The following is a 21,485-nucleotide window of genomic DNA, read 5'->3' on the forward strand; positions in this document are numbered from 1 at the left end:
TAATCCGTTGCCGAACTTCCTTCTTCCTTAAATTATACTATCGAGGATGACTTATGAAAAACCCAAAAGGAAAAGTTTATCTAGTCGGTGCGGGGCCCGGAGATTGTGACTTGATGACAGTGCGATCGCACAAACTGCTATCCCAAGCCGAAGTTTTAATTTACGACGCTCTCATCGACATCCCACAACTCGAATTAATCCCAGTAACTTGTCGAAAAATAGAAGTCGGGAAACGCGGTGGCAAACCTTCCACCCAGCAGCAAGAAATCAACCGCTTGCTGGTAGAACAGTGTAATTTAGGCAAACAAGTAGTGCGCCTCAAAAGCGGCGATCCGTTTATTTTTGGCCGCTCCAGTTCCGAAATTCAAGCATTGATAACAGCAGGCTGCGAGTTTGAAGTAGTACCCGGAATTTCATCCGCATTAGCCGCACCAATGCTAGCAGGAATTCCCCTCACAGATGCGGTGATGAGCCGCTGTTTTGCAGTGATGAGCGCCCACGAAACAGATGCTTTAGAATGGGAAGCATTAGTGCGGATTGAAACTTTGGTAATATTGATGGGAGGGCGCAATTTAAGCGAGATAATTTGGCAATTGCAAAAACACGGGCGATCGCCCGAAACACCGATCGCCATTATCCGAGATTGCAGCCGCCCCGAACAGAAAATCTGGATCGGAACTCTGTTCAACATCGTACAGCAAACAGCAGGTCAATCTCTATCGCCTTGCGCGATCGTCATTGGAGAAGTAGTCAGATTGCGCGAATATTTAATCGGATCGGAAAACCCAAACATGAGCGTTACACCAGTCATTTCTAACAACAGCCAGCCGCTAGCCGGAAAAACGATTTTAGTCACCCGCGCAGCTTCCCAGTCCAATCAATTTAGCGATCGACTCCAGCAACTAGGAGCTCGCGCGATCGAAATGCCCGCCTTGGTAATTGGTGCGCCGTCCACTTGGGAACCATTAGACAGGGCGATCGCACAATTGTCAAGCTTTCATTGGTTAATTCTCACATCCCACAACGCTGTAGACTGGTTTTTTGAAAGATTGCAAGCAAAAGGCAAAGACGCGCGCAGCTTGTCTGGCATTAAAATCGCAGTAGTAGGCAAAAAAACAGCAGAAAGTTTGCGATCGCACTCTCTACAACCAGACTTTATTCCCCCCAACTTCGTCGCCGACTCCCTAATCGAAAACTTCCCCTGGCAGGGCGGGCACGGGGGCACCGCCCCTACAAACTGCAAGATTCTATTTCCCAGAGTAGAAAGCGGCGGGAGAGAAGTTTTAGTCAAAGAATTCACCGCCAAAGGAGCGCAAGTAATCGAAGTACCAGCTTACCAATCTTGCTGTCCCGAAACTATCGCTCCGATCGCCCTAGCCGCACTCCAAAATCAAGCAGTAAATATCATAACCTTTGCCAGTTCCAAAACCGTGCATAACTTTTGCAATCTCATAGAAAAAACCCCAGAATTGTCTTTGTCTGAGGATTGGTTAGAAAATATTTGCATCGCCTCGATCGGCCCGGAAACTTCCAAAAGCTGCTATAATTTATTGGGCAAGTTAGATGTGGAAGCTCAGGAATATACGTTGGACGGGCTGACAGAGGCGATCGTGGAATGGGCTGCAGCACATCAAAAATCACCCGGCGGTTGAAACCGCGGCTACACACACAAAGTCCGCCTCCGCGGACTAAGAAGGCGATATAAGTTGTAAACTGGTTGTAAGGTAATCGCGACTACATAGACAAACCAGAATATCAAAAATCACCTGCAGTCGGCGGAGGCCGACTTCGTTTGTATAGACGCGGTTTCAACCGCCGAGTTTTACTCAGCCATTGATTATCTAATCTGCGGGATGTAAAACAATAAAATAACTAGGAGGAAACATGAGCGCAAAAGACCAACTTCTTCAAGAACTCGATCGAGTACCAGAACCTTTGCTGCTGAAAGTGCTGGAATTTGTTCGTTCCTTAAAAACTGAAGAAGAACAACAACAATTAGAAGCCAAAGCATGGCAAGCATATCTAGATTCTGAACGCGAAAGAAAGGAGGTTTATCATCGCCTTGCCAACTCCTAACTTTATCACCAAAAATACGGTTCTCAGCATTCATGCCAGACAGATAGAGAGATTTGGTGGCACTTCCGGGGTTAGAGATGAAGGCTTGTTAGAGTCAGCTTTGGCTCAACCGCAAGCAACTTTTGGCGGTCAATTGTTGCATCCGACAATTGCCGAACAAGCTGCTGCTTATCTCTATCACATAGCGATGAATCATCCGTTTATTGACGGCAATAAACGATCGGCTTTTGCGGTGGCGGATACCTTTTTGCGTTTGAATGGTTGCGCTCTAAATTTAACGGACGATCGAGCATATAATTTAGTCATGCGAGTCGCACGGGGAACCGTGACAAAGGAAGAATTAAGCACCGAGTTCGAGTCATATATTGTTTAGTTTTAATAAGTAAGTTGGGCCGCCTAAGTTGAAATCGAGTAAAGTGCGCCCGGGTACACCCTACATTGAAATAGACAATCGCGGAACAAAATAGCAAGTAAAATTATCACTAAATAACAAAGCCGACCAGGTTTGGGTCAACCCATAAAATCAAACTAAAAACAAAAAAAGCACAAACCGCCGCCATCAGCCAACTCGCGCTACCCAACTACCAATTCCCACTACCATGAATATAAATTTTTCTCGTTTCGACACCTTAAGCAGCGTGCTAGCAGGAACTACCGCAGCCTTAACCATAGTCATCAGCCAGCCCGCGATCGCCAAAACGCCCCAAGAAGTCGCCAGCATTGCCGGGCCGCTGACAGTACAAATTAACAGTTCCATCGGAGACGGTTCTGGGGTAATTATTGCCAAAAACGGCAAAACTTACACAGTTTTAACAGTCAATCACGTCGTAGAAAAAGCAGACGTGAAATACACCGTTCGCACGTCGATCGGCAAAAACTATCAAGCAACTGCAGTCACTCGCTTGCAAACAGCCACAACAGATCCGGATTTAGCCGTAGTCAAATTTGAAAGCCCCGAAGAATATCCAGTCGCGACGATCGCAGATTCCGATCAAGCCGTCATCGGCACTCAAATCTTCGTTTACGGCTATCCCGCTACGGGCGGACTTTTCGGCGCCGAACGAGAACCCGAACTCTCTCCCGGACTCGTTACCAGCCGCCCACGCAACCGCCCAGAAGGTTACACTTTGCGGTATCAAGCCGTAACTTGGAGTGGCATGAGTGGCGGCCCAGTTTTTGACTCCGAAGGCCGAGTCATCGGTTTACACGGACAAGGCGAATTCGGTTTCGCGCAAACGAGTTCCGGCGAAGTCGCCCCGATTAAAACCGGATTTAATGCAGCAGTTCCAATCAATACATTTATCGCGAAGTTAGTGGCGGCGGGAATCAACAAATCCGAGTTGAAAGTAGACAATACTCCCTCAACAAGCGGCCCGGTATCCACCGCCAATCCGCAAGATGCTCAAGCCTATTATTTTCGAGGACTTTCGCTGTTAGATCAAGGAGATGCTTGGGAGGCGATCGCCGATTTCAACAGAGCACTGGCTTTCAAGCCCAAATATACCCCAGAATTGTATTTTAATATCGGTAATGCCCGCACTTTCATGACCGCCGGCTTGCCTCAAACCGAACCCACTCGCGGTTCCACTGCTATTCAAGCATACACGCGGGCGATCGCAAGCAATCCCGGTTTTGCCGACGCCTACTACAACCGAGCTTTAGCTTACCTGGCAACAGAAGACAAACCAAAAGCAATTGCCGACTTTGAAAAAGCAGCAGAACTTTACAAGCAAGGCGGAAGAACCAGCGCCTATCAAGACGCGCTCAACAGAATCAAACAATTGCAGTAACAGTTGACAGTTGACAGTTGACAGTTGACAGCTTGCCCTGAGCTTGTCGAAGGGTTGACAGCGAAGTTTTTAGGCAGGGTATTTAAGCCCCTGCCTAAAAACAATCCACCTAAAGGTGGGGGCTTAAATCCCCTGTGCAGCAAAATTAGAAGTTAAGGATTAAGAATTAAAAATGGGATAATTCATTTTGAATTTTGTAAGGATTCAGGTAACATAACTCCTTGCTGGGTAAAGACTTTAGATCTGTAGCTTGATGCTAAATTAATCTCTATTGTCAAGCTTATGAGGAAAAAATGTGATTTATCGTCATAAGAGTGACAGTGAACAGATCAAGACAAAAGCCCTTACTTTGCCCTGAAAACCTTGCCAGACAAGGGTTGCATCTGCAACTCTTTTGACCTGAATCCTTAGTGAATTTTTAATCTAGTTGATACAAACAGCAGGTAAATAAGAATGACTGCTATCACATTAAACCTCAATTCCATTATCAAACTAACTTCCGAACAGTTCTAACAACTGTGCGAATAACACCGCGATCTACAATTAGAACGCAACGCCAATGGACAATTGATCGTCATGCCACCAACCGGAGGAAAAACAGGAAAAAGCAACTCAAGATTTAACTTACAGATTGGACTTTGGAACGAACAAGCCGAACTCGGTGAAGCCTTTGATTCCTCTTACAAAAGATTTGGAATTAGTTTAAAATTATGGTTCAAACAATCCAAGCTAAAAATGTCACATTAGCAGAATTAAAAACACTTTTTGACCTGCAACTTGTCACAGACGACTAATTTTTCAGAGAATGGCAAGACGAGTTGCCAGAAATCACTGAATTTCAACAACGACAGCTAGATCAGATCAAAGCGGGTTACTTCAATTTGCTGAAATATCCGCCGATGCTGGAAAAACCCATCAGTTTGTCGATCGTCTCTCCGCTGTTATTTACCGGGGAGTTTTACCTGCATCCTTTTTACATTAAACCGGAAAAATCCGTCGAGATTTCTGAAGAAGAGGAAGGAGTTATCATCAAAGGCAGCATCGACACTTTAGTTTTAAAAGATCAGTTTTGGCTGATGGTAATTGAATCTAAACGAGTTTCATTTTCCATCAAAGCGGGATTGGCGCAAATCTTAGCTTATATGCTGGCAAATCCCAATTCCGACAAACCCAGTTACGGCATGATTGCGACAGGCGGCAGTTTCATCTTTGTTAAATTAGTGCCAGGAGAATCACCTCGATATGCCACATCCGATCTATTTGGAATTAGCAATCGCACCAATAATTTACATGATGTACTCCGCATCCTCAAACGCTTGAGTCAGATAGCAGCTAGCAATTAGTCATTAGTCAGTAGTCATTAGTCAGTAGTGATACCGCACTCGCGACACCAGAAATTATCAGCGAATCAAGGGATTTTTGTTTTGTGCGACCGAATATATAGTTTTCTCGATTCTGCTCAATCTTGTCTCTGGGCGTTTAGCACTTTGAATCCAAAATAGAATATTTTTTTGAGTTGTTTTGTTGAATGCTGCAAAGTTGCTGTTTGCAGCATCGTCTGTTTCTAAAGCTGCTTTTAAGTCTGCTGGAATTACTAATGCTTCAATCAAATCTAAGCTCGTCCACGAGCCATCTTGTTTAGCTGCTATAATTTTTTCTAACCCAGCTTCCGTCATCTTCCCTTCGGCGATTAATTCTTCGATATATTGCTTGTTCAATTTTGACCAAACACTTTTGGGTTTTCGAGGCGTGAAGATTTGTCGATAACTCTCTGCATCCAAGGATTTGACTTTGCTGTCAATCCAACCAAAGCAAAGTGCTTCTTTGACAGCTTCGCTGTACTGCACGCTTGGTTTGCCACTTTTGACCTTGTAGTAAACCAGCCAAACTCCGATCGCATTTCCATAGTTTTGCTCCAACCATTGCCGCCAGCAGGCGCGATCGCTAGCATAAACTACATCGAGTTGGTCTTCAAATTTCGGCATAACAGGAAAGAGATTTAACCACAACTATCTTACCAAGGCGAACCAATCATCGTAAAAGCAGCCCAATAATAAGGATGCGACAAATTACGATCGCCCCTGGCGGCCAACTCCGCCGGCAAAGGTAGAGCTTGATTGTTGCCCGATCGCACCAAATAACCATCCTGCAACCGCACTTCACCCCGCAGCATCGCCAACTGCGCTTGCCGCAAAGCCTCAGCCTTAATCGGCGCAGTACGCAACTGCTGGTAAAACTCAGTCATCAGCCCCAAAGTACCCGCATCACTGACGTACCACAAACTCGCCAAAGCCGATTTTACCCCAGCGTGCACCGCCAACCCCGCAAACCCCAACTCAGCTTGTTCGTCACCCACCGCCGTAGTACACGCACTCAAAACCAACAACTCCACCTGCGGGTTAGATAACTTCAACTCACCCAACTGATTTAACCGCAACTTAGTATCCCAAAACTGAATGTAAGAATTTTCCGATCCCCCTGGCTGAAAATCGCCGTGAGTAGCCAAGTGAATAATTTTGTATTGCGGTTGATTGCGCTTATTCTTCAAATTTGCCAAGGTAAAAGCTTCATTGAGAAAAGACGCACCAGGCCAAATCTTGCCCACAATTGTCGATATTTCCAACGGCACCGCAGGCAAAGGATTTTGATCGTATTTGGCAGGAAAATTCGACGCACCCATCGCCAAAACTTCCGAACCCCTAACATCGGCATAGCGAGTATCAGTCAAACTCAAACTGGGAATCAGCCCCAAACTGTACTTTTCTACCAAAAACTGTTTGCCGTCAAAAAGAGCAGCCAAAGGCAAAGTTCGCAAACCGGCATCCATCGAAAACACCAAAGTGTCAATCTTGTTAGCCTCCAATTCCGGTTGCAGCGGTGCAATTAACCACTGGTAAAGTTCCTGGGCAGGTTCCTTATAATCAGTAGCATTCAATCTCCTGGGGCTTCTCACAGCATTAGTGAATTCTTTAGCAACTTGCAGCACAGTCTCGCGGCTTGCAGGCACGCTTTTAAAAACACTTTTGCCGTCTGGCAATAACAACACAAGTTCTAAATGTTTCTCTTTCGCCCACACGTAAAGGATAGCGGGTTTAACCCCAGTCAACCGATTGACGCTGCTGAGAGTCTCTCGAATACTTTGCTGCGTGACAGACTTTTGATCGAGATTGCCCCCAAAGTAACGTTCAAATTCCCGCCCCTGAGTTATATCCCTTTGCTGCACTGCGTCGATCGGACTTAGTTGCGCGATCGAAGTGGAGCGAGAAATCTCAGGAACCCTCCCATTCCCGATACTTTCTACACTCACCGCACTCACGGGCTTTTGTGCAGTTGGCACTGCGCTGCCGTTTTCTGTCGTTGCAGGCGTACCCAAATTGTCTTTTAACACCGACGGCGACAGCAGTACCGGGCCGGCTGCAGTCTCGTTCGGCCGCGCCTCAACAGACGCAGCAGCAGGTTCTGGCGAGACATTTGCGTTACTGCTCTTTGGCAGCGACGCTGCGGGGCCGAGACTCACCTGAGTCACAATTTGTTGAGAATTGTCTGTAGTTTGCAGTTCCACGCTGGTAGTTGGTGCCGGACTCGGCACGATCGCCAGCGGCCCGATCGCAGTTGAGGAGGTTGCAGTGTTCGACTTCGAGTTTCCCGTCCCAACAGTCGCCGCCGTGCAGGTTCCCGACGGGCAAGTGCTTTGCAGCAGCGTCTGTGAACCCGATTGAGCCAGCCCGTCTGTAGAAATGCTGACCTGGGCGCGCTCAGCAGCCGTTCCTGTTCCCGCAGCCCGAAACGCTCCCCCAGCCTCGATTGCCACATCGCCGCCGGTATTGCCACGAGCTTTGATCGAAACAACTTCAATATCTTTCTGCCCGGTAATTTGGCTCGAACCGGCACTTCCCGATTGCGAACTAGAGTTGATCACCCCTGTAACGATCCGGCCCGACGCCGCAATCGAAATATCTCCCCCGCTTCTGGCACCAAAAGCATCGATGTTGCCGGTTTCTACCGCACCGGCGCTGCGGATATTGATAGGGCCCGCCTCCCCGGAAGTTGAGCGAGATGAAACCGTACCAGCAGTCAATTTGCCTTGACTGCTAGTGATGTTAATCCCCGCATTCGAGGTAACATCTCCGACGGCTACAGTACCGCCCATCAGAGCGATCGTGGCGTTATCAGTGCCGAAGATCGCACCCGTTCCCACGATCGCGCCGCTGCCCGACGGCGATCGAATCGTCGTCGGATCTTGAAATGTCACCGCCACTGGCGTTGAATTGAGCGTTGAATCTGTCGTTCCAGAACCAATCGAGATCACACCGCTACCGTCAGAACGGCCGATCGTGATCGAAGCAAACCCATTCCGAAAAGTGTTCAATTCCGCAGCCGTCAATTTCAAAGCTTCTGTATCGCCAGAACCTTGAATTATAATATTTTGACTGGGATCAGCCGGTTGCAGCACCAGATTGCCATTGCTGGCGATCGAATTTTTGTCACCCGTCAAGTCAATTTCGTTGCCGGTCAAAGTAATATTTCCCGGTGTTTTCGAGCCACCAGCTTTGATCGCACCTGCTGTGACTCCATTGCGTCCCATCAGCGTCACATTCCCCGCGCGATCGCCCCTTGTGTCGATCGCCCCGGCAGTCACCGTGCCCTGTGCGGTAACACTAACATCTCCCGCCGAATTGCCTATATCTTCGGAAGAATTGACAGAAGTGTTGATGGTGCGGGCAGTTCCAGTAAGTAGCTGACCGGTTGTGACATTGCCTGCGTTGCTGACGATGCGAATTTCCTGATTGTTGGTAGTGATATTTCCGGTACGGATATTGCCATCACCTTTGATAGTAATTGAGGCATTGTCTGCCCCTGTCAGGGAATTTGTGGTAGTGATTGTTCCCAAACCCGCTGGCGATTGAATAATTAGCGGATCATAAAATGTGAAATCGTTGGCAATCAGAATTGAACCGATACCGTTGCTGCGGCCGATCGTAATTCCAGCAAACCCATTTTCCAAACTTCCGAGGTCGTTTGCCGTCAGATTCAAATAAATATTAGTGCCGACATCTCCAGAACCGCCGATCGCAATATTTTGACCGGGGCTCCAAGGTTGCATTACCAAAAAGCCAGTGCCGCTGACTGAATTTTTGTCACCTTTAAAATTAATTTCATTACCAGTCAAAGTAATGTTTCCCGAACCAAGAGCGACGAAGCTCACTCCCAGAACATTCCGAGCCGTCAAAGTTACATTTCCCGTCGCTTCCCGGCCGCTGGCATCAAGTTTTTCTGCCGTTACGTTCATGCCTTCGAGTAAAATATTCCCGCTGGTTCCGGTGCTGGGATTGGATGAACTAATATTGTTAGCAACAGTCGAACCCTGACTAATCAAACTAATATTTCCGCCGTTGCTCGACAAATTACCCGCAGTAATTTGACTTCCCGAAATTGCGATCGCACCGCCAGCCGTGCTAATTGTATCTCCAGAATTCATCGAAAAAACGCCCGCACCGCTGCGATCGGCATCTGCTCTCAATGTCACCGAACCAGTAGTTGCTTTCAAGCTCAACTGATTGTCCGCCAAATCAGCAATTGTAATATCGTTGAGCGCTTCGAGAACCACATTTGCAGTCGCCGACATACTTTCCAAAGCTGTAGCCGAAATTGTCAGCGAAGGCTCAGAATTCTTTTCCTGTCCTGGTAGCGTTCCTGTTGCCAAAATATTATTGTTGGCAATAATTGCCGCATCGCCGGTACCTTCTGCAGAATCTGTAATTAAGATATTCTCTGGATCTAACAGCAAAGTCCCCAAACCGTTTGTCCCGGAAGTATCGACAGTACCGTTAAAAATCAATCTTTGCTTGCCCGAAACTTCCACAAACCCGCCCACACCTGCGGTGCCAGTTGTAGAAACGCCATTCGCGCTGATGCTGCCTAAAAATGCTGTTGTGTTGTCAGCCCAGACAAAAACTCTGCCACCGTTGCCTGATTCAGTTGCGTTGGCGGCGATCGAACTTTTGCCATCCACGTAAGTCATCGTCGCATTCGGCACAGTTCCCTCGCCTCGGTAATCTCCCCCGATCCGCACCGTTCCGCCACCGTCCGGCCCCGAAGCCTCAATCTTCGCTCCCAACAGCCCTACCTTGTCGCCCAACACATTGACGCTTCCTCCCGCGCCCCCCCTGGCAGACACGTCCGCAGCACCCGCTAACAGCGCAGTTCCAGCACCTGTAGGCCCTGTTTCGCCGCCTGTCAGTACGACTTCACCTTGAGCGTTCGTAATTATACCCGTAGCGTTAGCCACGCCGGGCCCCGAAAGCAGCCGAGGTAAAGTCAGGGGAGAGAAGGGAAGAGCTTCCGAACCCGACACTCCGGCTGCTGGAGAAACTTCTAAACTCAGCAAAAGTCCGTTTTGACTCAACCGCACCAGATTTTCGCCCCGGACAGCCGCCACAGTAATTTGACCGCCTGGGGCGGAAAGTTGCCCCGTACTGATGACCGTGCCGCCCAGCAAAGTCAAATTTTGCCCCGTGCCGACAGCCAAGTTACCGGCATTGACAATACTCCCTGGCTGTGGGTCAAAAACAAAAGCATTCGGCGTTCCGACTAGGGCTGCGTAGTCGATCGCCCCTGTAGCGTTGAACCAACGGTCGTCAAAACCGATACCGCTAGCGGTGGTAGCAAAAAAAGACCCGGACACATCGAGTCGGGCATTTGTTCCGAAGATAATGCCTGCGGGGTTCATGAGGAACAAGTTAGAATTGCCGCCGCTAACTTGAATTAGACCGTTAATTAACGAAGCGTCGCCCCCGACAACGCGGCCGAGGATATTTTTAACGCTGGGGTTCGAGATGAAATTGGCAGTTTCGCCAGAATTCAGATTGAACCGAGTAAAACTGTGGAACAAATTTGCTCCGTCTCTGGAGGTAGTGCCACCTTTAATGTCGTAGCGAGGAGGCGACACTGTACCTGGGGCGGTGACAGTGGTTCCGGTGCCGTCTGGGGCTGGAGTAATAGATTGTGCCGCAGCAATTTGAGATTGGGGATAAATTGCCAGGAGTACCCATCCGCTGCTGTTTTCTTTGAGGAAAACCAGGTTGGGGGAAAAATCTAATATCCAAAATCCGGCAATGGGAATTGCTGCCAGAATCGATCGCAGAGCACGTTGAGCATTCATAAGTTTGCCTCGATCTAGACCTTAATTCGAGTTTAAAATTGAGATTTTAGGTAAAAAAGAGTCGATCGCACCCCAATGCTGACATTTCCTAACGCGAACTCTCGATCGCAAATCTTAAATTTTCAGTCTAAATTTAATTGTGTCACCAACATAGCAAAGACAGACAGTAAGTGTCGAAACCCAGGAAATTTAAACAGCGAAAATTATGAGCGATCGAATTGTGCGTCTGATCGGTTTAACTGGGGGCATCGCCACCGGTAAAACCGCTATATCTAATTATCTGGCAGATGCCTGTGGATTTCCGATTTTAGATGCCGATATTTACGCCCGCGAAGCTGTGAACCCCGGTTCGCCAATACTTGACTCTATTGTAAAACGATACGGCGCGGGTATTTTGCTCCCCGACGGCAATTTAAATCGGCCCGAGTTGGGAAGTATTATTTTTTGTAACGCAGACGAGCGGCAGTGGTTGGAACAACAGATTCACCCTTATGTCCGCCGCCGATTTGTTGAGGAAACTCAAAGCTGCATTGCTGCATTGAGTCCGGTATCCCAGGACACACAGAATTTAGGTACAAAAACTCAAGAAACCAGGTTTTTTCACCGCGATCAAAAGCTAGAACGAAGTATTGTTGAAAAAAACTCCGGTTTCTGCGCCCCCACTGACACGTTGACTTTGGTTTTGGTAGTGCCACTGCTGTTTGAAGCTAACATGACTGACTTGTGTACCGAAATTTGGGTGGTGTACTGTTCACCCGAAGTGCAGTTAGAACGACTAATGCAGCGAGACGGCTTGAGTTACGATCGAGCTAATGCCCGCATTAACGCCCAGTTGCCGCTAGCTCAAAAGTGTCAACAAGCTGATGTTATTTTGGACAACTCGTCAACCCTCGACTCGCTGTTATTACAGGTAGATGTGCAAGTCAGTCGATTTGAGATTTGAGATTTGAGATTTGAGATTGACTCCACGATTTTGTGAACGGGCTTTTTTTTCCGAACAGCTTTCGACTCGTCCTACGGAGCGGCGCGCTAGCCATCTTAACACCAAGGAAGAGAAGAAAAAAAAGAAAAAAAAGAAAAATCGTTCACAATTCATTGAAAAATATCATAGCAACCATTTCTGAAGTTAATCTGAAGGATTAGACATCAAACAAAATTTCATTCATTCGATCTCAATTCCTTCAATTATCTGCGTTTATCTGTGTTTATCTCCCTTGCAAAAAAAAAATGGTTTAAAGCCGGAACCTATAAGCGGGAGAAATTAAAAGAAGACTATTCATTACTCCAATCCTCTTCCTTCCAGGTAGAGGTCGCTATCCCAGGTCAACAGTCAACAGTCAACTGAAATCTGCGGTTTCTGTATCAATCTAAGACTTATGCAAACTTGTCTATTGCTTGCTTTCAGGAATCTAATGCACCAAAATCTTTATATGTAAGGTGCTGATGACGGGCCTCTATACTCTGCGGTTTTGTCTTTAATCCGAGGGTTGCATCCTCATAGCAATAAATTATGAAATTAATCTGAAGAGTAGTAAAAAAATACAATTTGCGTTTTTGTTTCCTTGTTTGAAGAGTATTTAAAAACGATTTTAGGGGTGATACCATTTTAAATTTTAGATTTTAGATGAAAAAATTGGGAATGACTTATGAGTTAAGGGTTTGGATCACGGGCCTAAAGTTGCATTCTTTTGGGAAAACTGGTGTTGAATTCTGCTGATTGCCCGCAAGCAGCAGAGAACTAGAAATTACCAGCGAACAAGCGAGCTAGATGATGGATTTCACCCGCTTTTAACCAAAACTCACAAAAATTGCAGGTGCCGTCACTTACTAATTGATGATTTCGCCACAATTATTTTTTTTATCCTGATAGCAGAGTACAGACTGCGTATCAAGAAGGGGAAAATACAAATACCAAAATTTATGATCGGCGTTTACTCTTCCATCCTGATGTCAAGCCTGTTACTGAGCGGCACCGCAGTTAACGCTCAAAGCTTAGAAACTCGATCGACCTTTTTTGCTCCACACAACTCTGCTCCCGAAATTTTAACCGCTCTAGCCGACACTCAGACCTTTTACGCAGATAACGACGATAAAGATACGCCGCCAGAACGAGGAAGCGGGAGATAAAGCCGAAAAAAGCGATAATTGTCTGTTGGGAATTAGGGAATTACGGGGAGAATCGAAAATTGGGAAAAGAAGAGAAAACTTGAAGATTTCAATTCATGAATTCAGGACTTACGTACTGCGTACCAAAAAACCGATTTTTTAGCCGTATTTGACGATTCAAGGCATAATGTTTGGCTATTCCGGTTTTTTTGCCCAATATCGTCAAAATATCCGACACCACAAACGGGCGCGAAATGTGGCACTCTAAAAATAAAGGTAAAGCGCGAGTAGGAATCTGGCGCTTTACCTTTATTTTTTAAACTTTTGCAGCTTTAATCTTTTTCCGCAGCTTCGCCACCGACAACGACATCGCGAATCCGCAAACTTGGGCCGCCGCAGCCCACGGGCAAACCGCTTTGTCCTGCCTTGCCGCAGCCGCCGGATTCATCCCAGTAGAAATCGTCGCCGATCGCCTCAATATCGGCTAAAGTGCTGAAAACATTACCCGAAAGAGTCACATCCCGCACCGGATTGTCGAGCTTTCCATCGCGGATCATCCAAGCTTCCCCAGCACTGAAAGTAAACATTTCGCCGTTAGTCATCCCGCCTTGCCAATTGCGCGCATAAACTCCTTCTTCGATCCCAGAAAATAAGTCCGGCACCGGCGTATCGCCTCTTTCGATCCAAGTATTAGTCATGCGGACGATCGGCGGATAATGATAATTCAAACACCGAGCATTACCGGTAGGTGTTTCTCCCAACTTACCCGCTGTTTCCCGCGAGTGCAGCCGCCCGACTAATGCGCCGTCTTTAATTAACTGAGTAGTAGTCGCCGGAGTGCCTTCATCGTCGTAGTAATAGCTGCCTCGGTGTCCCTCCGGCGCGGCACCGTCGAAAATTTGCAAGTTTTCTGGGCCGAACTGGCGGCCGAGGGTCATAATTTCCAAAATATCGGGATTTTCGTAGGCCATGTCAGCTTCGGAAAGGTGTCCGAAGGCTTCGTGGACGAACAATCCGGTCAGAATTGGGTCGATGACGACGGTGTAAGTGTTGCCTTGGACGGGGGGTAAGGCTAGGGAGTCTACGGCGCGCTGGGCGGCGCTGCGGACTTGGGTTTCAAGTTCGGTTAGGTCTTCGTAAGCTTTGCGGGAACCGGTGGTTTCCCGGCCTGTTTGTACGGTTTCCCCGCTGCGGGCTGTGGCGGCAAAGCGCATTTCCATGTCTGCCCAACCTTGTTCGAGCATGGTGCCTTCGGAGGTGGCGAGGATGATGCGCTGGGTGCTGTCGCCGTAGCGCACGGAGATGGTGGCGATGCGGGGGTCTATGCTGCGGAGAATTGCGGCGTAGCGATCGCACAATTGTTTTTTGTCAATTAAGGGCACCAGACGGGGGTCTGTTCCTGTCAGTGGCAGGAAGCAAATGTCCTGTACGGGCGTTACTGGCGCGAGAATTGTTTCTTCTTCGCCGATCAGTTTGGCCGCGGCGATGGCTTCTTCGATTCTTTCGGCGAGGGTGGAAAGTCGGTTAAAACTGGCAAAGCCCCAGCCGCCTTTGTGACAAGCTCGGACTTGCCCTCCTATTGAGATTCCTTCGCTGAGGGTTTCAATTTTTTCGCCCCGCAGCAGGATGTCTGTGCCTTCGGCTTCTTCGAGCCGAATTGCTAGATAATCTACTTGGTTGCGGTAGCGTGCCATTAAGTCTGACAGCAGATTTTTGGAGTCGGCGATCGAGGTGGGCATAAGGAAAGCAGGGTGTTTGACTGCATCCATTTTGCACTTTTGTTAGGGCGATCGTCCAAAATATCGCCGGAAGCGCGGAGATTGCGACTTATTGGTACGGTTCTGCCAATATCGTTAGTTGACAAATATAGATATCCTGTGGGTTAGGGGCAAGACGCAAGAAATTAGGCTGGTTGTTTCCGTCCTACTGCTGCTTAAATTCTCGCTCCTAAACATTCCTATAAATAAATACTTCATTCTTCACGTCTGTGAAGGTGGGCTTATAACTACTGTGAATACTTACTTTCTACCAACAATCAGCGAAATTTTAGCCTCCTCTGGCTCTGAAAATGACCTCAGTCCCGATCCGAGGTCGATCGCCCAAAACGGCCGCCAGAAGTGTCCTGGGAGTCGTGCGGCTGCTAGACAGAAGGCTGAACGGGAATGGTACGGGGCGATCGCAACTTTGAATCAAATGCTCGCCCAACAACAAAAACACTGTCTCTCCCCAAATCCCAATTCTTGTCAGGGATTGGTTTTGTCCGGGCCGTCTTCGGTTTTGACAGAGCCCGCTGTCATTTCCGGTTTTGCTAATTGGATTTTTACGAGTATTCCCGACAACGATGCAGGTTTGTGGTCTTTTCGTGCTAGACAAACTTTAGCTTTGCTACCGGCGGCGGAGGAGCAAATATCTGTACCGGAGGCGGCCCCGGCTTTAGCTTTGGCGATCGGCGATCCTTTAGCAAACGAGCAGTTTTGTTTGGTTTTAACTGCTACTTTTAGTCTGGTGATGGTTTTGGGTGAAAATTCGGCGGGAATTCCGGCTTTTCTATTTTCTTTCGACCCGCAAATAGCCGCCAAAGCTTGGGAAGTTTTGCGGCGCAGGGTGACTGAAAGCGATTGTTTGCTTGCCAATTCTGACGGCAGTATCAATTTGCCAGTCAGCCAATTAACTCATAATTCTACAAAATTAGACGCGCAATTCCAGCAGTTTTTGCCTATAGCTCCAAACTATCAAATAGTCGCGCAGTTCACCCGCTTGCTGCTGCATCATTTGCCCCTCGGGAAAGACGAAGTGGCGAGGGGAAAAAACGAAAGAGTTGATGATAGCTTCAAAGGGCGGGAAAATATCAATTGTAAGTCTCATTTGCCTCATGCTACCAAAGAAGTGGAATTGCTACAGGCGATCGCCCACGAAGTCCGCACTCCTTTGGCCACCATTCGCACCCTGACTCGCCTGCTGCTGAAACGTCCCAAACTCGAACCGGTGGTGGTGAAGCGTTTGGAAATGATTGATGCTGAGTGTACCACTCAGATCGATCGCTTCGGTTTAATTTTCCGCGCCGTGGAATTGGAAATGTCCCAAGCTAAAAATTCTGGGATGCAGCTAACCGCGATGTCCCTCGGTGAAGTGCTGCAAAACAGCATTCCGCGCTGGCAAAAACAGGCAAGTCAGCGCAATCACACTTTAGATGTGATTATACCGAAAAAATTGCCAGCGGTAGTCAGCGATCCGACGATGTTGGATCAGGTTTTAACTAATTTGATTGAGAATTTTACTCGAACTTTGCCATCGGGGAGTCGCATTCAGGTAGAAGTAACATTGGCGGGCGATCAGTTAAAATTGCAGTTAGAATCGGAACACCTACCTGAAGGTAATGGCACCTCGACTTTTGCAGCTTCAGCGAATGCTCCTTTGCGATCGATCGGGCCTTTGTTGATGGTGCAGCCGGAGACGGGAAGTTTGAGTTTAAATTTGAGCGTCACTAAGAATTTATTTCGAGCAGCGGGCGGGAAATTAGTAATTCGCCAGCGGCCGCAAAAAGGCGACGTAATGACCATATTTTTGCCGCTGCAATAGTCATTAGTCATATCATTTCCGGTTGCATCGGAATTATATATTTGGATGTCAGTACGAGCTTCTCGCTCGCGATCCATGTCGCGAGTGAGAAGCTCGCACTAATGATATCAGGAATGAAAAATAAATAACTTGCACAATTAAACCCCAGAAGCCTTAATCTAATGTAAACTATTGCTCTATTAGTCACCTTATTTATTTTTCATTCCTCAATTCCGGTTGCACCAAAATGATAGGTAGGACGCGGCACCGTGTCCTGAATGTGGGTAATATTAATTCCGATGCTACCGGATTTGATATCATTGGTTAGTTGTTAGTTGTGATTGGTTAACAAATAACAAATAACCAATAACAACTAACAACTAACCAATAACCAATAATATTCACTCAATTAAAAGCTCAATCACAAACTTAGTTCCTTCTCCCAGTGCCGAAATACAACTCAGTTTACCCCCATGTTTTTCTTCCACAATCTGACGGGCGATCGCCAATCCCAATCCCGTTCCTTTCCCAGCCTCTTTTGTAGTAAACAGGTAGTCGAATATCCGCAATTTTACTGAATCCGACATACCCTGGCCGTTATCTTCGATCCGAATGACTACGGTTGAAAGGTCGATCGACATTTCAGTAAAAATCATAATTCGCCTAGGTTCGGTTTCTAATTCCGCAAAGGTTTGTCCAACGCACCCTGCATCCAAATCATCGATCGCGTTAGCGATAATATTCATAAACACTTGATTTAATTGATCGGAAAAACAATTAATCGCTGGCACATCACCGTAGTTAGTAATCACTTCAATGGCTGGACGCAGATTATTTGCCTTGAGGCGATGGCGCAGAATTAGAATAGTGCTATCAATCCCTTCATGGATGTTGAAAATCTGCTTTTGGTCGCTGTGGGCGCGGGAGAAAGTGCAGAGGCTTTTACTAATAGATACAATGCGATCGCCCCCATCCTTCATGGCTCGGATTAAATTCGGTAAATCTTCCCTCAAATATTCTAGCTCTATCTTCTCTAGTTCTGCAGTAATTTCTGCACCTGGTTGGGGAAATTGACGGCGATACAAATCAATTAAACTAAATAAATCATTGATGCTATCTTCCACAGCATTGACATTACCCACCACACAAGCAATGGGATTGTTGATTTCGTGGGCAACCCCCGCCACCAGTTGTCCCAGAGTGGAGAGTTTTTCTTGCTGCACCAATTGCAATTGAGCATTCTGCAAGTCATGAGTACGTTCTGCCACTCGTTGTTCTAAGGTGCCGGTGAGTTGCTTTAAGCGCCAGTGAATTTTCACCCTTGCTAATACTTCCTGGGCTTCAAAAGGTTTGGTGATGTAGTCTACCGCCCCCAAGGACAAGCCTTCGATTTTATTCTCCGTATCTGTTAAAGCCGTCATGAAAATTACTGGGATACCTTTAGTGGCGGGGTTTGCTTGGAGGCGGCGGCAGGCTTCAAAACCATCCATTTTGGGCATTTGCACATCGAGTAAAATTAGTTCTGGATGAGCATAGGCCACCATAGCTAGGGCATCTTCGCCATCCACTGCCATGCGAACTTTGTAATTTGCTGATTTTAAGGTTTTGGAGAGGACAGACAAGTTAGTTGCATTGTCATCTACAATCAAAATAAAGGGATCGGTTGAGTTAACCATAGTTAATATTCCTTTTAATTAAGTGAGATATTGCTGAATAAATGCCCGCAGTTTTTTGATCTCGAACGCTTCAGTAATCTGGATGACTTCTCGGACAAAAGCGACATTATCCCCATCTGGGATTTGCTGGGCGACTTCTATTACTCCATCTAGATCGCCGGCTTTGGCCAGTTCCGAAAGTTGGGTCAAGATGGCGTGAGACGGTGGCTTAATTTCTTGATCGACACCATGTTCATTTAGCCGATCGCCTTTTTGATCCTTGTATAGCCAATCCAACTTTAAATATTTTTGTATTTGTTCTAGCAACGTTTCAGCTTGGATGGGTTTGGGCAAGAAATCATTGCCGCCTGCCTTAATACTATTGTGGCGATCGATCTCAAAGACACTAGCGGAAGAAACCAGCACGATGTGATGTTGTAGTTCTGGTTGCGATCGCAACTTCTTCACAAATTCAAACCCATCCATTACGGGCATTGCCAAATCGGTAATAATCAAATCCGGCGCTGTCTGTAAAACTTGTTCTAGTCCTTCGAGTCCGTTGCTAGCTTCAATAATTTTAAAACCAATCGGTTCTAAAAGATTGAGCAACACCGAACGATTTTCCCAGCGGTCATCGATCAATAAAATTTTACGCCGTTCTCCTGCATAGCCGACAATCGCCGCTTGTTGCACCACCAGCAAAGACTCCGCCCAATCCTTAGCTTCGGGCAATTTCAGCTCAAAGGAAAAGGTGCTACCTTCGCCTGCAATGCTCTGTACCTGAATTTCACTATCCATCAAGGAGACAATTTTATGGCTAATTGCTAGTCCTAATCCAGTACCTTCTGATTGTTTATTGATATTACCTACCTGTTCAAATGGTAGGAAGATTTTTTCGACTTGTTTGGGGGTCATGCCTACGCCGGTATCTGCGATCGTAAAGCGAATATGTGTCTTCTTCCCCTCATCTATTATATCGAGGATCTCTACTCTGAATGTCACTTTACCCTGTTCTGTGAATTTAATGGCATTGCCCAACAAGTTAACTAATACCTGACGCAAACACTTTTCATCGGCAATGACTCCGATAGGCAAGTTGGCATCTGGAAGGAAGTCGAAGCTAATTCCTTTTTGTTCTGCCCGAATAGAGTTGATTTCTACAACGCTTTGGAGAAAGGAAGGGAAGTAGAATGACGCGGGATAGAGTTCTAATTTGCGGGCTTCGATTTTAGATAGGTCAAGGATATCGTTAATCAGGGTGAGAAGGTGGGAGCCGCACTGGTAAATGATGTCAACGCCGTTATTCTCTTTGGAGGTGAGGGATTCGCTGCGTTGCAAGATCTGAGCATAGCCGAGGATGCCGTTGAGGGGGGTGCGGAGTTCGTGGCTCATGTTGGCGAGAAATTCGCTTTTGGCTTGGTTGGCGTTATCGGCAGATTCCTTAGCCATTTGTAACTCAGTTGTGCGCTTTTCTACTCGATATTCGAGTTCTTGATTGGTGTTTTCAAGGGCTGTAAATGAATCACGCAACTGTTGAGACATACGATTAAATGACTTAGCTAATATTCTTAATTCTCTTACATTCGAGAGTTGAACTGTTTGTTCTAAGTTGCCTTCTGCAATTGCTTTTGATGCTTGACTAAAACGGAAAATGGGAAGCGAAATCCAGCGAGAAGTGTAAATTCCTAAAGCTATAGCTAATAGTAAGGCGGCAATACACAGCAAGATGGTAGTACGAGTATTGGCATTGATTTGTGCCATGAATTCTGATTCAGGGATTGCCACCACAGTCAGCCAGTCAAGCCCAGGTTTTTCTTGAAATGGAGAAACTTGCACAAACTGCCTAGCACCTTTGAGATCGAAGTCCAAGATTTGAGAGGAGTTGATTTGACTCAGATTACCAAATTTACGAATTAAATACTGGGTGGCAGCTTTTGTAAGCAAGTCATTGCTATCGGCTGCGGCAACTCGTTCTAGTTTACCTTGCCGATCGCGAAACAGCGATTCATTAGTTGAGGTCGCAAGCAATTTACCAGTTCGTTCAATGATGAAGATTCTCCCCTGTTGACCAACATCGAGCTTTTGCAGAAAATCTCCGACAGTCGATAGGGTTAGTCTAGCGATCAGGATTCCTTGAAATTGTTTAGTTTGATTATATATAGGATGCACATTCAGAAAGATCAGCTTTGGCTGATCTTTATGTTTAATCACATTTGTCCAGTAAGGTTTATCTGTGCTTTTAGCTTGCCGATACCAAGGCTCAGGGCGGAAGTCAACATTTTCGGTGCGCTTCAACAAAGTGATGCGATCGCCTTTTTCGTCCAAGCTATAGGTCGAAAATGCAAAATCAGTCGATCGATCGTAAATAAATAAAGTGGGGCGATCGCCTTCGTGTCGAGATACCGTAATAAATTCTCGTTCCTCGTTGAGAATTCCAATGGAATCAATTGAATCAAATACCTGAGTTTGAGCGAAGAGGTGTCGCTGCCAGTCTTTTAAGGAAGTTGTTTTGAGCCATCCAGCATTAATGGCATCTTGGTTAATTTGGTTTGCCTGCTGTGGAGCTTTTAGATAAGTTTGTAAATTTTGATTAACACGTAACGTAATTTCGTTGCGTAACTGCGTTGCTACGTCATTAACCGCCCGTTGTCCATTTCGCAGCGACAGATAGCCAGTCAGTCCCACTGCGCCAAAGATTTGCAACACGAACGGAACTATTAGTAACGCTTGTAGGGGTAAACGATGGATAAAGGCGCGATCGTTATGTGTTTTTGCGTCGGCGGACATATCGGCATTCCTTCCCAAAAGTTAAATTAGATAAAAAATAGTCTATTTAGTATTTTTTAATACAGATTTTGATGGCGACGCTGTAATTTAGGTCACAAGCCAACCTGTGCGATCGTCTATTTCCAGATTCTTGACACTTTTGCTAGGAGAGAACTACCCAGAACAGGGCTAACACCTAGGTTTGACTCTTAGGCGGTCTCAACCCTAGTCTTATCTAGGGCTTACTGAAAAAGTCCACAAATCGAATCTAGGTGCCAAACAGCTTGAAAAATGGGAGATTCGGAGATGGGTTCCCAAATTTACTCCACAATTTTCCACCGAAATCCAAGGATTTTGAGCCGACAAAGGTCA

Annotated in this window: 13 protein-coding genes and 1 pseudogene; 9 read left to right on the top strand and 5 right to left on the bottom strand. The window is 46.6% G+C overall.

The features are described from left to right. The first annotated feature begins 53 nt into the window (after positions 1-53). The 6 genes and pseudogenes from cobA (at position 54) to QUA44_RS10755 (ending at position 5,209) form a co-directional block, all read left to right on the top strand. Positions 54-1,652 (top strand): uroporphyrinogen-III C-methyltransferase, encoded by a 1,599-nt coding sequence (gene cobA, locus QUA44_RS10730; protein ID WP_333250622.1) that lies wholly within the window; start codon positions 54-56, stop codon positions 1,650-1,652. Between the two features lie 232 nt (positions 1,653-1,884). Further along, positions 1,885-2,076, top strand: a complete 192-nt coding sequence (locus QUA44_RS10735; RefSeq protein WP_333250621.1) for a DUF2281 domain-containing protein — start codon at positions 1,885-1,887, stop codon at positions 2,074-2,076. Beyond that, on the top strand, positions 2,063-2,449 hold the full coding sequence (locus QUA44_RS10740) for a type II toxin-antitoxin system death-on-curing family toxin (protein WP_333250619.1): 387 nt from the start codon (positions 2,063-2,065) through the stop codon (positions 2,447-2,449). Before QUA44_RS10735 ends, QUA44_RS10740 begins: the two co-directional genes overlap by 14 nt. A gap of 226 nt (positions 2,450-2,675) precedes the next feature. Then, positions 2,676-3,866 carry a tetratricopeptide repeat-containing serine protease family protein gene (locus QUA44_RS10745; RefSeq protein ID WP_333250617.1) on the top strand — a complete coding sequence of 397 codons (1,191 nt, stop codon included), beginning with the start codon at positions 2,676-2,678 and terminating at the stop codon, positions 3,864-3,866. A gap of 543 nt (positions 3,867-4,409) precedes the next feature. Beyond that, a pseudogene (locus QUA44_RS10750) lies at positions 4,410-4,613 on the top strand (Uma2 family endonuclease); the annotation flags it as partial. 71 nt (positions 4,614-4,684) lie between these two features. Then, positions 4,685-5,209: a restriction endonuclease subunit R gene (locus tag QUA44_RS10755; RefSeq protein WP_333250615.1), complete on the top strand. Its 525-nt coding sequence runs from the start codon at positions 4,685-4,687 to the stop codon at positions 5,207-5,209. Positions 5,210-5,266: 57 nt separating this feature from the next. Here the strand turns inward: QUA44_RS10755 and QUA44_RS10760 are convergent, their stop codons facing one another. Beyond that, a complete protein-coding gene (locus tag QUA44_RS10760; protein WP_333250613.1) occupies positions 5,267-5,851 on the bottom strand; it encodes a YdeI/OmpD-associated family protein in 585 nt (194 codons plus the stop codon). A 29-nt stretch (positions 5,852-5,880) separates the two neighbouring features. After that, complete coding sequence (locus QUA44_RS10765; protein ID WP_333250611.1) at positions 5,881-11,028, bottom strand: CHAT domain-containing protein; 5,148 nt, start codon at positions 11,026-11,028, stop codon at positions 5,881-5,883. A 205-nt stretch (positions 11,029-11,233) separates the two neighbouring features. Between QUA44_RS10765 and coaE the strand changes: the two genes are divergently transcribed. Both coaE and patX read left to right on the top strand, forming a co-directional pair. Then, complete coding sequence (coaE, locus tag QUA44_RS10770) at positions 11,234-11,971, top strand: dephospho-CoA kinase (protein ID WP_333250610.1); 738 nt, start codon at positions 11,234-11,236, stop codon at positions 11,969-11,971. Positions 11,972-12,948: 977 nt separating this feature from the next. Continuing rightward, a complete protein-coding gene (patX, locus tag QUA44_RS10775) occupies positions 12,949-13,155 on the top strand; it encodes a heterocyst-inhibiting protein PatX (RefSeq protein ID WP_333250608.1) in 207 nt (68 codons plus the stop codon). Between the two features lie 311 nt (positions 13,156-13,466). On the opposite strand, the gene QUA44_RS10780 is transcribed toward patX, so the two are convergent. Continuing rightward, positions 13,467-14,873: a TldD/PmbA family protein gene (locus QUA44_RS10780; RefSeq protein WP_333250668.1), complete on the bottom strand. Its 1,407-nt coding sequence runs from the start codon at positions 14,871-14,873 to the stop codon at positions 13,467-13,469. Between the two features lie 271 nt (positions 14,874-15,144). Between QUA44_RS10780 and QUA44_RS10785 the strand changes: the two genes are divergently transcribed. Beyond that, positions 15,145-16,713 carry a HAMP domain-containing sensor histidine kinase gene (locus tag QUA44_RS10785; RefSeq protein WP_333250606.1) on the top strand — a complete coding sequence of 523 codons (1,569 nt, stop codon included), beginning with the start codon at positions 15,145-15,147 and terminating at the stop codon, positions 16,711-16,713. Positions 16,714-17,093: 380 nt separating this feature from the next. Here the strand turns inward: QUA44_RS10785 and QUA44_RS10790 are convergent, their stop codons facing one another. Both QUA44_RS10790 and QUA44_RS10795 read right to left on the bottom strand, forming a co-directional pair. Beyond that, positions 17,094-18,368, bottom strand: a complete 1,275-nt coding sequence (locus QUA44_RS10790; RefSeq protein ID WP_333250604.1) for a response regulator — start codon at positions 18,366-18,368, stop codon at positions 17,094-17,096. A gap of 18 nt (positions 18,369-18,386) precedes the next feature. Next, entirely contained in the window at positions 18,387-21,134 is a 2,748-nt protein-coding gene (locus tag QUA44_RS10795) for an ATP-binding protein (RefSeq protein ID WP_333250602.1), read from the bottom strand. Between the last annotated feature and the right edge of the window lie 351 nt (positions 21,135-21,485).

The organism is Microcoleus sp. N9_A2, assembly GCF_036701775.1.
In the GTDB taxonomy this organism is placed as follows: Bacteria; Cyanobacteriota; Cyanobacteriia; order Cyanobacteriales; family Microcoleaceae; genus Microcoleus.

Bases quoted from the DNA above. Each gene is read 5' to 3' on its own strand.
- QUA44_RS10735 (WP_333250621.1), top strand. From the start codon at position 1,885: ATGAGCGCAAAAGACCAACTTCTTCAAGAACTCGATCGAGTACCAGAA.
- QUA44_RS10780 (WP_333250668.1), bottom strand. From the start codon at position 14,873: ATGCCCACCTCGATCGCCGACTCCAAAAATCTGCTGTCAGACTTAATG.
- QUA44_RS10795 (WP_333250602.1), bottom strand. From the start codon at position 21,134: ATGTCCGCCGACGCAAAAACACATAACGATCGCGCCTTTATCCATCGT.
- QUA44_RS10745 (WP_333250617.1), top strand. From the start codon at position 2,676: ATGAATATAAATTTTTCTCGTTTCGACACCTTAAGCAGCGTGCTAGCA.
- cobA (WP_333250622.1), top strand. From the start codon at position 54: ATGAAAAACCCAAAAGGAAAAGTTTATCTAGTCGGTGCGGGGCCCGGA.
- QUA44_RS10790 (WP_333250604.1), bottom strand. From the start codon at position 18,368: ATGGTTAACTCAACCGATCCCTTTATTTTGATTGTAGATGACAATGCA.
- coaE (WP_333250610.1), top strand. From the start codon at position 11,234: ATGAGCGATCGAATTGTGCGTCTGATCGGTTTAACTGGGGGCATCGCC.
- QUA44_RS10765 (WP_333250611.1), bottom strand. From the start codon at position 11,028: ATGAATGCTCAACGTGCTCTGCGATCGATTCTGGCAGCAATTCCCATT.
- patX (WP_333250608.1), top strand. From the start codon at position 12,949: ATGATCGGCGTTTACTCTTCCATCCTGATGTCAAGCCTGTTACTGAGC.
- QUA44_RS10760 (WP_333250613.1), bottom strand. From the start codon at position 5,851: ATGCCGAAATTTGAAGACCAACTCGATGTAGTTTATGCTAGCGATCGC.